This is a genomic window from Amycolatopsis rhabdoformis, from assembly GCF_035918295.1.
In the GTDB taxonomy this organism is placed as follows: Bacteria; Actinomycetota; Actinomycetes; order Mycobacteriales; family Pseudonocardiaceae; genus Amycolatopsis; species Amycolatopsis rhabdoformis.
In genome coordinates this window covers 2,877,594-2,890,193 of sequence record NZ_CP142149.1, presented here as the reverse complement: position 1 = coordinate 2,890,193, position 12,600 = coordinate 2,877,594, and the positions used below count along the sequence as shown (strand labels likewise).

General features: G+C 70.0%; 12 protein-coding genes. 6 read left to right on the top strand and 6 right to left on the bottom strand.

The features are described 5' to 3' along the window. Nucleotides 1-5 precede the first annotated feature (5 nt). The 3 genes from lnt (at nucleotide 6) to VSH64_RS13015 (ending at nucleotide 3,479) form a co-directional block, all read left to right on the top strand. A complete protein-coding gene (gene lnt / locus VSH64_RS13025; RefSeq protein ID WP_326835833.1) occupies nucleotides 6-1,631 on the top strand; it encodes an apolipoprotein N-acyltransferase in 1,626 nt (541 codons plus the stop codon). 23 nt (nucleotides 1,632-1,654) lie between these two features. After that, the gene (locus tag VSH64_RS13020; protein ID WP_326835832.1) at nucleotides 1,655-2,422 is read left to right on the top strand and encodes a polyprenol monophosphomannose synthase; all 768 of its coding nucleotides are present in this window, start codon (nucleotides 1,655-1,657) and stop codon (nucleotides 2,420-2,422) included. Nucleotides 2,423-2,591: 169 nt separating this feature from the next. Then, nucleotides 2,592-3,479 carry an alpha/beta fold hydrolase gene (locus VSH64_RS13015; protein ID WP_326835831.1) on the top strand — a complete coding sequence of 296 codons (888 nt, stop codon included), beginning with the start codon at nucleotides 2,592-2,594 and terminating at the stop codon, nucleotides 3,477-3,479. Between the two features lie 133 nt (nucleotides 3,480-3,612). Here the strand turns inward: VSH64_RS13015 and VSH64_RS13010 are convergent, their stop codons facing one another. The 3 genes from VSH64_RS13010 to VSH64_RS13000 all read right to left on the bottom strand — a co-directional run bounded on the left by VSH64_RS13010 (nucleotide 3,613) and on the right by VSH64_RS13000 (nucleotide 6,355). Further along, entirely contained in the window at nucleotides 3,613-3,960 is a 348-nt protein-coding gene (locus VSH64_RS13010) for an RNA polymerase-binding protein RbpA (RefSeq protein WP_091613651.1), read from the bottom strand. 225 nt (nucleotides 3,961-4,185) lie between these two features. Then, nucleotides 4,186-4,932, bottom strand: coding sequence for a thymidine kinase (locus VSH64_RS13005; protein WP_326835830.1), 747 nt, complete (start codon nucleotides 4,930-4,932; stop codon nucleotides 4,186-4,188). 22 nt (nucleotides 4,933-4,954) lie between these two features. Beyond that, complete coding sequence (locus VSH64_RS13000; RefSeq protein WP_326835829.1) at nucleotides 4,955-6,355, bottom strand: MFS transporter; 1,401 nt, start codon at nucleotides 6,353-6,355, stop codon at nucleotides 4,955-4,957. A 246-nt stretch (nucleotides 6,356-6,601) separates the two neighbouring features. Here VSH64_RS13000 and VSH64_RS12995 point away from each other — a divergent pair, with 246 nt between their 5' ends. Next, a complete protein-coding gene (locus VSH64_RS12995) occupies nucleotides 6,602-7,303 on the top strand; it encodes a transglycosylase family protein (protein ID WP_326835828.1) in 702 nt (233 codons plus the stop codon). 7 nt (nucleotides 7,304-7,310) lie between these two features. Here VSH64_RS12995 and VSH64_RS12990 read toward each other — a convergent pair whose 3' ends face one another. Further along, a complete protein-coding gene (locus VSH64_RS12990) occupies nucleotides 7,311-8,099 on the bottom strand; it encodes a glycerophosphodiester phosphodiesterase (RefSeq protein WP_326835827.1) in 789 nt (262 codons plus the stop codon). 90 nt (nucleotides 8,100-8,189) lie between these two features. Between VSH64_RS12990 and VSH64_RS12985 the strand changes: the two genes are divergently transcribed. Then, on the top strand, nucleotides 8,190-8,546 hold the full coding sequence (locus VSH64_RS12985) for a hypothetical protein (protein ID WP_326837941.1): 357 nt from the start codon (nucleotides 8,190-8,192) through the stop codon (nucleotides 8,544-8,546). Between the two features lie 109 nt (nucleotides 8,547-8,655). Next, the gene (locus VSH64_RS12980) at nucleotides 8,656-10,260 is read left to right on the top strand and encodes an AMP-binding protein (RefSeq protein WP_326835826.1); all 1,605 of its coding nucleotides are present in this window, start codon (nucleotides 8,656-8,658) and stop codon (nucleotides 10,258-10,260) included. 17 nt (nucleotides 10,261-10,277) lie between these two features. On the opposite strand, the gene VSH64_RS12975 is transcribed toward VSH64_RS12980, so the two are convergent. Beyond that, on the bottom strand, nucleotides 10,278-11,279 hold the full coding sequence (locus VSH64_RS12975; RefSeq protein WP_326835825.1) for a tyrosine-type recombinase/integrase: 1,002 nt from the start codon (nucleotides 11,277-11,279) through the stop codon (nucleotides 10,278-10,280). A gap of 816 nt (nucleotides 11,280-12,095) precedes the next feature. Next, a complete protein-coding gene (locus tag VSH64_RS12970; protein WP_326835824.1) occupies nucleotides 12,096-12,485 on the bottom strand; it encodes a VOC family protein in 390 nt (129 codons plus the stop codon). Between the last annotated feature and the right edge of the window lie 115 nt (nucleotides 12,486-12,600).

The following is a 12,600-nucleotide window of genomic DNA, read 5'->3' as shown; positions in this document are numbered from 1 at the left end:
GGGGTGTGGCAGTGACTGTCGCGGACCCCGAACCGGGCGCTCCGCACGAAACGACCTCCCGGCGGCGGAAACGCCCGCGCTTCTCCCGCGCGTGGCTGATCCGGCTCGTCGCCGCGGGCGCGACCGGCTACCTGTACTACCTCAGCTTCGCGCCGAGACCGCTGTGGTGGCTCGCGCCGATCGCGTTCGCCGGGTTCGCGCTCGTCCTTCGTGGACGGTCGCTGCGCGGCGCGTTCGGCTACGGGTTCGTCTACGGCCTCGCGTTCTTCCTCGCCCTTCTGGTGTGGCTTCAGGACTTCCTGGGCCGCGAGTTCGGGCCGTGGCCGTGGGTGGGCCTGTCGTGCGCGCTGTCGCTCTACTTCGGACTCGCCGGGGTGCTGATCCGGATCGTGTCCCGGCTGCCCCTGGCGCCGCTGTGGGGCGCGCTGGTGTTCATCGGGCTCGAGACGCCCCGCGCGTGGTTCCCGCTCGGCGGCTTCCCCTGGGGCCGCGTGGCGTTCAGCCAGCCCGAAGGCGCCTACCTGTCACTGGCCTCGATCGGCGGCGCGCCGCTCGTGGGGCTCGCGGTGGTGCTGACCGGGTTCGGCCTGGCCGCGCTGGCCGCGCGGTGGTGGCAGGAGCGCCGGCTGCGTGACCGCCGGCTCATCGTGCCGCTCGTGCTCACGCTCCTGCCGCTCGTGGCCGGGCTCGCCGTGTGGCCCACGATCGGCACCGACGCGCAGGACGGGTCGCTCACCGTCGCCGCCGTGCAGGGCAACGCGCCCGACATCGGCATCGCGCTCGAAGGCCAGCGCGACGTGCTGCGCCGGAACCACCTGGCCGAGAGCGCCAAGCTGCTCGCCGAGATCCAGGCCGGCAAGGTCGCCAAACCCGACCTGCTCGTGTGGCCCGAGACCGCCACCGCCGTGGACGGCGACGACCCCGGCGTGGACCAGATGGTGAACGCCTACGGGGTGCCCGCCATCATCGGCGCGCTCTACCGGCTGCCCGACGGCACGGCCCAGAACTCCGCGATCGTGTGGGACCCGAAGACCGGGCAGGGCCAGCGCTACGCCAAGCAGCAGCTGGTGCCCTTCGGCGAGTACGTGCCCGCCCGCGACGTCGCGCGGCTGGTCACCCCGTTCGTGGACGACACCGCCGACATGCGCACCGGCGACGGCAGCAACGCGGCCCTGTCGGTCGCGGGCACCAAGGTCGGCGTGTTCATCTGCTACGAGACCGCGTTCGACTACCCGGCGCGCGAAGCGACCGAGCAGGGCGGCGAACTGCTCGTGGTCCCGACCAACAACGCGTGGTACGGGCCGGGGGAGATGAGCTACCAGCAGCTGGCGATGTCGCGGCTGCGCGCGGTCGAGCACGGCCGCGCGGTGGTGGTCTCCGCCACCTCCGGCGTGAGCGCCCTGGTGGCCCCCGACGGGACGATCACCAGCTCAACCAGCCTTTTCACGGCAGATGCCCTGGTCGGCCGCGTGCCGCTGCGGACGCAGACTACGCTGTCGGATCGACTCGGTGCGTGGACGGAGTACGGACTGCTGGCACTGGCGATCGCCGGTGTCGCCGGCGGGTTCGTACTCCGTTTTCGCACCCGGCGCGCGAGCGCCGGCACGACAGCAGGGGACGCGGCGGGCTGAACCGCCGGATTCGGAGGAGACGGATGGCGCAGGCGCCGCGGGGGGCCGAAGGTATCGAGCCGGTGCTGGTGGTGATCCCGACCTACAACGAACGGGAGAACCTGGGCCCGGTTCTGGACCGGCTCCACAAGGCACTCCCGGACGTCCACGTGCTCGTCGTCGACGACGGCAGCCCGGACGGCACCGGTGAGCTCGCCGACGAGCGGGCCGCCGCCGACGACCGCGTCCACGTGCTGCACCGCACGGAGAAGGCCGGTCTGGGCAAGGCCTACATCGCCGGCTTCCGCTGGGGTCTGGCCCAGGGGTACGCCACGTTCGTGGAGATGGACGCCGACGGCTCGCACGCGCCCGAGGACCTGCCCCGCATCCTCGACGCGGTCTCGGACACGGACCTGTCGATCGGTTCGCGGTACGTGCCGGGCGGCAGCACGGTCAACTGGCCGCTGAGCCGGCAGCTGCTCTCGCGCGGCGCGAACCTGTACTCGCGCATCGCGCTGGGCCTCAAGGTCTCGGACATGACCGCCGGGTTCCGCGCGTACCGGCGCCCGGTGCTGGAGAAGCTCGAGCTCGACGAGATCGCCTCGCACGGCTACTGCTTCCAGATCGACCTCACCCGCCGCACCGCCGACGCGGGCTTCGACATCGTCGAGGTCCCCATCACCTTCACCGACCGTGAGATCGGTCAGTCGAAGATGAGCGGCGACATCATGCGCGAGGCGTTCTTCCGCGTGGCCGAGTGGGGCGTGAAGCGGCGGCTGGAGCAGGTCAAGCGCCTGCTCGGCCGGCACTGACGCAGAGCCCACCAACCATCGACGATCCGCCGTCCTGAACCCGGGGCGGCGGATTTCGTCGTGGCGTCCCGGGTTCAGGACGACACGGCTCACTGCCTGGCAAGTGGTCCCCGGGCAGTGAGCACAAGTGGCCCCAGCTCGGAGCGGCTTCGCTCTTAGAGTCGAAAGCATGATCAACGCGCGGGGTCTTCCCGAATCGCTGCAGGTCCCCGGCGTGAGCCACCGGTTCCTCGACACGGGGCGGCTGCGCACGCATGTCGCCGAGACGGGTGCCGGATCCCCGGTCCTGCTGCTGCACGGCTGGGCGAAGCATTGGTACACATGGCGCCACGTCCTGCCCCTGCTGGGCGACTCGCACCGGCTCATCGCCGCCGACCTGCGCGGCTGCGGCTGGACGGACGCCCCGAAGAAGGGGTACCGCACCGCCGACCTCGTCGAGGACCTGCGCGCCTTGCTCGACGCACTGGGGCTCGACCGGGTCGCACTCGTCGGCCACGACCGCGGTGCCGCCCTGGCGTTGCAGCTCGCGCTGGCCGACCCGGACCGCGTCAGCCACGTGGTCGCGCTGAACGAGCTCCACCCGTACCCGAACCTCGGGCGGATGGTCCGCCACGCCTGGCGCTACGGGTGGACCCCGTTCGTCGAGACGCCGCTGCTGGGCCGCTTCGTCCTGAAGCACGTCCCGGCCTTCACCCGGGCCTGGCTGCGCCTCGGGGTCGCCGACCGGGCGTCGATGCCGGACGAGGCCGTCGCCGCCTACCTGGACGTGCTCCGCCGGCCCGAGATCGCCCGCGCCGGCGAACAGCAGATGTACCAGTTCGCGTACAAGGAGTTCATCCCGATGCTGCTGCGGCCGGAGACCCGGCGGCTGCGGCCGCCGACGCTCCTGCTCGCCGGCGCCGCCGACCCGTTCACGCCGGCGGCGATGCTGGGTGACGCCACCCCGCACGCCGAGGACCTGCGCGTCGAGGTCGTCGAGAACGCGGGGCACCACCTGCCCGAGGAGCGTCCCGACCTCGTCGCCGACCGGATCCGGGAGCACCTGAAGCGCGCCTGACACCCCGGGTGAGGCTCACCCGGAGGCAGCAACCCGCGGTAACGGTCCCCGGGCATACGAAAAGCCCCCGTGGAGGGAGGTCACGGGGGCTTTTCGGTCGGGGGTTGGGTGGGAGCCAGCTACTGGCCGAGACTCACGCGGACCGGCTGGTCCGGCGTCCCTTGAGTTCGGCGAGACGTTCGTTAAGCAGGTCCTCGAGCTCGGGAATGGAGCGGCGCTCCAGAAGCATGTCCCAGTGGGTCCTGGGGGGCTTGGTCTTCTTCTGCTCGGGCTGCCCGCCGTCGACGATCTCACTCTCGCTGCCGTGCAGGCGGCATTCCCAGACGGTCGGGATCTCGGCGTCGTCGGAGAACGGCACCTCGAACTCGTGGTTCTTGGGGCACGCGTAGCGCACGGTGCGGCGCGGGGCGAGGTCGTGATTGCGGTCGGTCTCGTAGCTGACCGCTCCCAGCCGGCTTCCACGGAGAACACGGTCGGCCATGATGGGGTCCTTTCAGTCAGCTCCGGGTGGAGCCAGGGTGTTGCTCACCCTATGCAACGATCGTGGCGTCCGGGGGATTCCCCGGTAACCATGTCGTTGCTCACGATGAGCTGTGTCACCCTTCGGCATCAGCTTCCTCTACTGGGAGAGGTTTCGCGCCCTGGCGTGACGCAGACACCGCCTTCCAAGTGCGGATATCCCCCAGTTGGGCTACTGACGCTCCGTTCACGACAACCGTAACTGACCGTGGTGGGCGGTCGCGGAGCCCAAGTCACCCAACCGGAAGTGCCGGCGGCACAATACCTGATAACGGACCGTAGTTTGTTCGGCATCAGAACGTGCCGAAGCTGAAGATTCAACTACGGACTGTTCGGTATCTGCTACTACAACGGTGTCACCCTCACGGAGTATTTCGTCGTTGCGGACCCGCGCGTTGAAGCGCCCCGGCAGCCCGCACCAGCACAGGACCTCCACCTGCACCGGCTGCAGCTCGTCGGCCAGTTCGAACAGCCGGCCGGCGCCCGGGAAGAGCCGGCTGCGGAAATCGGTGGCGATGCCGAAGCAGTAGACGTCGATGCCGGCCTCGTCGGCGAGCTCCGCCAGCTGGTCGACCTGAGCGGGGGAGAGGAACTGCGCCTCGTCCACGATGATGTAGTCCACGTGCTGCCCGTCGGCCCAGCGCGCCCGCACCAGGTCACGCACGTCGGTGTCCGCCGCGACCTCCGTGGCCAGGCGCGTGATCCCGATCCGGCTGCTGATCTGCGGCGCGCCCGAGCGGTCGTGGCGCACGAGCACCAGCCCGCGCCGGCCCTGGCGCGCGTGGTTGTGGTCGATCTGCAGCGCGAGCGTCGACTTCCCGCAGTCCATCGGGCCGTAGCAGAACTTGAGCCGCCCGGCCCGCGTCGCCGCGGCGGGAACCGGGGAGAGCGCGTCGGTGGGATCGCCGGACACGGCGTCTTCGAGGACAGTCACGGCGCTCGACCCTATCGGGACCTCACAGCACGCCGGGCGGACGGTTCCCGGCGGCCACGATCGCCCGGCGCACCGGCACCAGCGCCACGAACACGAAGCCGAGCACGAAGAAGATCACCAGCGCCACGATCGCCAGCCGGAACGACCCCGTCGCCTGCCCGACCCCGGCGAACACCAGCGGCCCGAGCCACGACGTGCCCTTCTCACCCACCACGTACAGCGAGTAGTACTGCGCGTCCTTCCCGGCCGGGATCATCTGGCTGAACAGCGACCGCGCCAGCGCGTTCGTGCCGCCCAGCACCAGCCCGATGCCCACCGCCACCCCGTAGAACTGCAGCGGCTTGCCGGGCTGGATGAAGTACGCGGCCACCAGCACCACGACCCACAGCACCAGGCTGCCCAGGATCGTGCGCTTCGCCCCGAGCCGGCGCGCGACCAGCCCGTGCAGGACCCCGCCGACGTAGGCGAGGAACTGGATCACCAGCACCGTCACGATCAGGACCTCGTCGGAGAACCGCAGCTCGTCCTTCCCGTACTGCGCCGACACCGACACCACGGTCGAGATCCCGTCGGCGAAGAGCAGGTAGCTGCCCAAGAACGCCAACGTGAGCGGGAACGCCTTCGCCTCCTTGATCGTGCGCCCCAGCTCCCGGAACCCGGCGCGCATCACCGACACCCCGGCCTCGCGCGCCACCGGCGTGTGGGTGCGGGGGAGACGCCGCAGCACCGGGATGGTGAACAACGCCCACCACAGGCCCGAGGTGAGGAAGCAGATCCGCACCGCCGTGGCGGTGTCCACGCCCAGCGCGTCGCGGCTGAGGTAGAACGCCAGCTGCAACCCGAGCGCCAGCCCGCCGCCCAGGTACCCGAAGGCCCAGCCCTTCGCCGACACGTCGTCGCGCTCGTCCGGCTCGGCGATGTCGACCAGGAACGAGTAGTACACGACCAGCGAACCGCCGTATCCGATGTTCGCCACGATGAACAGCGCCGCGCCCAGCTGCCAGTCGGAGCCGGCCATGAAGAACATCAGCGCCGAGGCCACCGCGCCCAGCCACGCGAACCAGCCCAGGATCCGCCGCTTGTTGCGGCTGCGGTCGGCCACCGCGCCCGCGATCGGCAGCACCACCACCTGCACCACCGTGGCCACCGACAGCAGGTAACCCCACATCGAACCGGCCGGGAAATGCAGCCCGAACAACGACACGTCGCAGTTGTGGAGCTTGTCGTCCACACCGGACGCGTCGAGGCACGCCCTGTCCCCGTTAAGGGTGATGTTCTGCTTCGCGTCCGCCGCCGCGACAGTGCTCATGTAGAGCGCTCCGAACACGGTGATCACCGACGAATAGAACGGCGAATTGGCCCAGTCGTAGAAGTACCAGCCCCACCGTTCCCGCTTCTTGTCACGGGTCTCGGCCAGCGTCATCCACGGCTCCTCAGCGGTCGCGAATCTCCAGGTCAGGCGGCAGACTACTGGGACGGCCGCCGGCGGCACCGCCGAACGGGTAAACCGTGTCCGGTTCGTCGCCCGCCGATCATCCGCGGGGCACCGAACCGCTCTCGAAATTGCGCGGCAAGCGTGTCGCTCCCGTGATTCTTTACCGTTTCGTGTGAGACTGGTGCGCGTGTTGTGACTCTTGTGGTCAATGGGTCACGTGCTTACTGTGCACCCATGACCAACCGCGTTCGCACTGCTCACCGCGGTGCCGCGAGGATCCTGCTCCTCGCGGTCGCCGTCCTGGGGCTGCAGCTCGCCGTGACCGGCGCCGCGTCCGCGGACCCCGCCTCGAGCGCCTGGGCCAAGCTCCGCATGTGCGAGTCCAGCGGCCGCTACACGATCAACACCGGCAACGGCTACTACGGCGCCTACCAGTTCGACCTGCCCACCTGGCGCAGCGTCGGCGGCCAAGGCCGACCCGACCAGGCCAGCCCCCGCGAACAGGACTACCGCGCGCTCTACCTCTACCGCATGCGCGGCTGGCAGCCCTGGCAGTGCGGCGGCATGCTCAAGCTCGTCGGCGACGCCGACGCCCGCAGCAAGCGCGTGCCCTCCTACGACGAATCCGCCTACATGGGCGGCACCGGCCTGCCCGCCCCGCCGGCCCCGAAACCCCCGCCCGCGCCCCCCGCCCCGACCGGCGGCATGCCCGCGTGGCCCGGCGTCGTCTACGCCTACGGCGACTGCGCCCCCGCCCTCAAGACCTTCCAGCTGCGCATGAACGCCTTCGGCTACGGCTTCAGCGGCACCGGCTGCTACTACGACAAGACCAAGACCGCCGTGCTCGACCTGCAGCGCGCCAACGGCATCAACGACTCCGGCCGCCTCGGCCCGCTCACCTGGAAAGCCGCCTGGCAGGGCAAACGCCCCCGCTGACCGGCGCTCAGCCGGCCTGCTGCTGCCACACACCCCGCTCCACGAGCACCTCGCGCAGCAGGTCCGGCCGATCCGTCACGATGCCGTGCACCCCCAGATCCAGCAGCTCCCGCATCTGCGCCGGATCGTCGATCGTCCACGTGTGGACCTCGAGATGCGCGCGCTCGGCCGCGCGGATGAACGAGCGATCCACCACCGTCAACGGACCCTGCTTCACCGGCACCTGCGCCAAGTACCCACCCGCGAACCGGCTCAACGGCAACGGCGGCACCCACCCGTTCAGCCACACCATCAGCACCGACCGCGGCCCCATCGCCGTGCACAGCCGCGGACCCGCCAGCCGCCGCAACCGCGCCAGCCGCGAGTCCGAAAAGGACGCCGCCGCCACCCGGTCGTACGCGCCCGTGCGCTCCAGCACCCGCAGGAACGGCTCCACCCCGCTGTCGGCCTTCACGTCCACGTTGAACCGCGCCGACGGCAGCTCCTCCAACACGTCCTCCAGCCGCGACAACACCGCGCGGCCGCCCACCTTCACGTTCTTCACCTGATCCCACGTCTGGGCGGAGATCGACCCGCCACCGTCGGTCGTGCGATCCAACGTGTCGTCGTGGTGCACCACCACCACACCATCCGACGTCGCGTGCACATCGGTCTCCACGTACCGGTAGCCCTCCTCGACCGCCCGCTTGAACGCCGGCAGCGAGTTCTCCATCCCCTCCAGCTCGTCGAGGTGCCACCCGCGGTGCGCGAACGCACGGGGGAGCGGATCGGCCAGGTACGGAAACGGTGGGCGCATCCCCACAGTGTGGCTCACCGGCATGGCCTCGGCATGAGAACACGATGGCCAGCTAGGGTCTGCCGGGTGAGGGAACTGGCCGAGCACCCGATGACCGGCGACGAACTGGTCGTACCGCGCCGCAGCAACGTGCCCAAGCACTGCGGCTGGTGCGGTCGCCGCCTGCCCGAAGCCGGCAACGTCGGCCGCCGCCGCCGCTACTGCGGACAGTCCTGCCGCCAGCGCGCCTACGAACGCCGCACCGCCCTGCAACGCAGCGGCCTGCCCGAAGACGCCGTGGTGCTCTCCGACACCGAGATCGCCGCCCTGCAGGACCGCCTCTTCCAGCTGCGCTGCGCCGCCGAGGACATCGCCACCGCCACCCAGGACGGCGCCGACGCCGACGAACTGCGCCGCCTCGCCGAGGAAATCGTGCACGCCGCCAAGGACCTCGAACAGCTCCGCTGAAAATTTCGACCACCCTCGCCCACCACCCCGGCGGACTACAGTCCGAAAGGTCACCGGGGGACCAGCCGGCCGCCGAACCTCGACCGCCGGCCGAGCGAGGGAGACGCCCGTGCCCAAGGCCGCGTTCACACCCGCCACCGAACTCGACGCCGTGCGCGAACTCACCGTCGGTGCCCTCCTGCGCCAAGCCGCCGCGCAGGCACCCGACGCGCCCGCCCTCGTCGAAGGCGTCCCCGACCCCGGCGCCCGCCGCCGCTGGACCTACGCCGAACTGCTCACCGAAGCCGAAGCCGCCGCCCGCGCCCTGCTCGCCCGCTTCGAACCCGGCGAACGCGTGGCCGCCTGGGCCAACAACATCCCCGAATGGGTCATCCTCGAACTCGCCGCCGCCCTCGCCGGCCTCACCCTCGTGACCGTGAACCCGGCCCTGCGCGAAAACGAAGTCCGCCACGTCCTCGGCCAATCCGAAGCCGCCGGCGTGTTCCTCGTCGGCGAATACCGCGGCACCCCCATGGCCGCCATCCTCGACCACGTCCGCCCCGACCTGCCCCACCTGCGCCAGACCATCCGCTTCGAAGACTGGCCCGCCTTCAGCGGCTCCGGCTCACCCACCCAGGCCCTGCCCGCCGTCCACCCCGACGACCCGGCCCAGATCCAATACACCTCCGGCACCACCGGCACCCCCAAAGGCGCCGTGCTCCACCACCGCGGCATCACCAACAACGCCCGGCTCTCCTACGTCCGAGCCCTCGGCATGCAACCCGGCGAGAACTTCGTGAACCCCATGCCCCTGTTCCACACCGCCGGCTGCGTGCTCGCCACCCTCGCCCCGATCGCCAGCCTCGGCACCCAGGTCCTCATGCCCTGGTTCGACCCGGCCCTGCAGCTCGCCCTCCTCGAACAGGAGAGGGGAGTGGTCTTCGGCGGCGTCCCCACCATGCTCCTCGCCCTGCTCGGCCACCCGAACTTCCCGAAAACCGACCTCTCCAGCGTCCGCTACGCCCTCAGCGGCGGCGCCACCGTGCCACCCGCCCTCGTCCGCCGCGTCGAAGCCACCCTCGGCGTGCCCATGGCCATCATCTACGCCCAGACCGAAGCCTCACCAGGCATCACCATGACCACCCCCGCCGACACCGCCGACGACCGCGCCGAAACCCTCGGCCGCGCCCTGCCCGCCTGCGCCGTGAAGATCGTCGACCCCCTCACCGGCGAAACCGCCGCCACCGGCGAAACCGGCGAACTCTGCACCCGCGGCTACCACGTGATGACCGGCTACCACGCCCAGCCCGAGCAGACCGCCGAGACCATCGACCCCGAAGGCTGGCTCCACACCGGCGACCTCGCCCGCATGGACGACCGCGGCTACCTCACCATCGAAGGCCGCGTGAAAGAGATGATCATCCGCGGGGGAGAGAACATCTACCCCCGCGAGATCGAACACGTCCTGCTCGACCACCCGGCCGTCGCCGACGTCGCCGTGGTCGGCATCCCCGACCCCGAGTGGGGCGAACAAGTCGGCGCGTTCGTGATCCTGCGCCCCGGCGCCGACGTCGGCGAGGAAGAGCTCTTCACCCACGTCCGCGAGCACCTCGCGCCCCACAAGACACCGAAGGTCTGGGAGTTCGTGACCGAGTTTCCGCTCACCGGCTCCGGCAAGATCCGCAAGCACGTGCTGCGCGAGCACTACCTGGCCCACCACTCACCGTCGGCCTGACTCACGCTGAGCCCGACTCACCCTGGGCCTGACTCACCCGCACCCAGCCCGTCCAACGCGCGGTACGTCCGGTTGCTCGCCGCCGCGGCCCGCTGCTCCCGCCCCGTCGCCTCGATGTAGTTCTGACTCGTGGCCAGGCTCGCGTGCCCCAGCAACGTCATGATCTCCGACGCCGTGGCCCCGTCCTCGGCCAACCGCGTGGCGAACGTGTGCCGCAACGCGTGCAGATTCGCCCCCGCCGGCACCCGGTCGTGCAACCCCGCCCACCGATAACACGACTTCACCAGGTACTCCAGCGCCCCGCGCCCGATCGGCTCACCCGCCCGATCCCGCAGCAACGGCTCCGACGCCGGGAACCGCAGCTGCGGAAACCGCCGCCGGCACGACTTCCCGTAGTCCTCGATCAGCTTCGCCAGCACCTGCTGCACCGGAATCGACCGATCCCGGCTGCCCTTGCCCGACACGTGCAACCGCAGCTCACCGTCACGCCCCACCACCGAACGCGGGGTGAGCGCCCGCATCTCCGCCGCCCGCAACCCCGCCACCAGCCCGAGCGCCAGCACCAGCACGTCCCGCTCCGGCCACGGATCCCGCGCGCGCCGCGCACCCTCGGCCGCCGCGGCCAGCAGCCGCTCCGGCGTTTCCTCACCCCGCAACGGTTTCGGCACGAGCGGGGGAGTCTTCGGCCGCGCGACCGCACCCATCGGGTTGCCGGCCAGCAGCCCGTCGGACACGCAGAACGTGAGGAACTGGTTCCACGTCGACCACGCCCGCAGCACCGAGCTCTTCGCGTGCCCGTCGGCGAACACCCCGAACGCCGCCCGCAGCGCCGGCGCCGTCAACCGATCGACGTCGAACTCCTCAGGCGCGCACGCCAGCTCCTGGAGCAGGAGAGTGGTGATCCCGGCCAGGTCACGACGGTAGGCGGCGGTGGTGTGCGGCGAGTCCTTGCGCGGCCGCCGTGCCGCGAAGAACGCTTGCTGTGCCTCGGAAACCAGCATTCGGATCTTGTACCGCACGGCACCGACAGTTCTGCCGGGTGGTTGGTTATCCGATATGCTGCATAATGGCGATTATGCATGAAACACGGCTGCGGACGGGCTGAATCCCCTTGGGGGACAACGGTTCTCTCGATCTCTCGCCTATGAGTCAGATCGCTCACTGGGCGGCGTTCTGACGGCTGGTGGCGATCCGCCGGGGAATCGTTCATCTGTTCGAGTGGTTCCTCGGTGACCGTCCGGACCGCCGGCCGGGAGCTGATCGGCTTCGGGTGTTCTGATGCGCGTTCTCGTTACTCGTTTCCGATGTCCCAGGAGTCAGGTTCAATTCGTCACGGTGACGAATTGACCGAGGGTTTCGGGACGCCGCGAGCGCTGAACTCGGGGATCTCCAAGGGTTTCCGTCGACACCCTCGGGGCGACCCTCGGCTGACGTACCCAGGACTCGGCGCGCGGAGGTCCGGCACTCGCCGCGATCGACGGACTCGACCGAAGCCCCTCGGGCGCCTGCTCGTCTCTGCTGCGCGCCAACCGCCCAAATCGGCCTCCTGAAGCCCCTCTCCAGGCTTCCTTCCGCAGGTCAGCCAAACGCCGATAATGTACATTATGTTAAGTAACTCGAATCAGCACCTTCCCCCAACTGCTCTTCGCGGCAAGCAGCGCCCTCTCTGGATCCAGGGCTCGCAGCGATCGACGACGTTCGTGCGCCACGCACGTGCGTGACTCACCGTGCGAGGACGCCGAGAGATCCGCCGGCCGCTGTGCTCCGGCGACTCCTGAGCCCATGGCGAACTGGTCCGGTCCACCGGTCCCGATTCGGGTGCTACTCCCCTGGCCTCACTGCTTCGCGAGCATGTCCACGTAGTGCGGGTTGGACATGATGCCGAGGACGTTGCCGAACGGGTCGACGACCGAGGCGGTGACGAAGCCGTGGCCGCGTTCGCGCAGGCCGTCGTGTTCGGTGGCGCCCAGGGTGATCAGGCGGTCGAGCGCTGCGGGCAGGTCGTCGACGTGCCAGTACAGGATCGCGCCGGCCGGGCCGTTGGGTGCCGGCGGCAGGTACTGGCGGTCGATGATGCCGAGTTCGGCTTCGTGGTCGCCCAGGCGGTACTCGATGTAGCCGGGTCTGGCGAAGTACGGCTCGATGCCGAGCACGGTGGTGTACCAGGCCTGGGCGGCGGAGAGGTCGTCGGCGGAGAAGTTCAGGGTGGCCATTCCACGCAGCATGGTGTGGTCCTTTCGTCCGGATTCCCAGCCAAGCACGCCGGCCCTGCCGTCGGCCGACGTCTTTTGTGGCGAGCGGTGGGGTGGTTGACCGAAGTAATGAATCGGTGGTTCACTT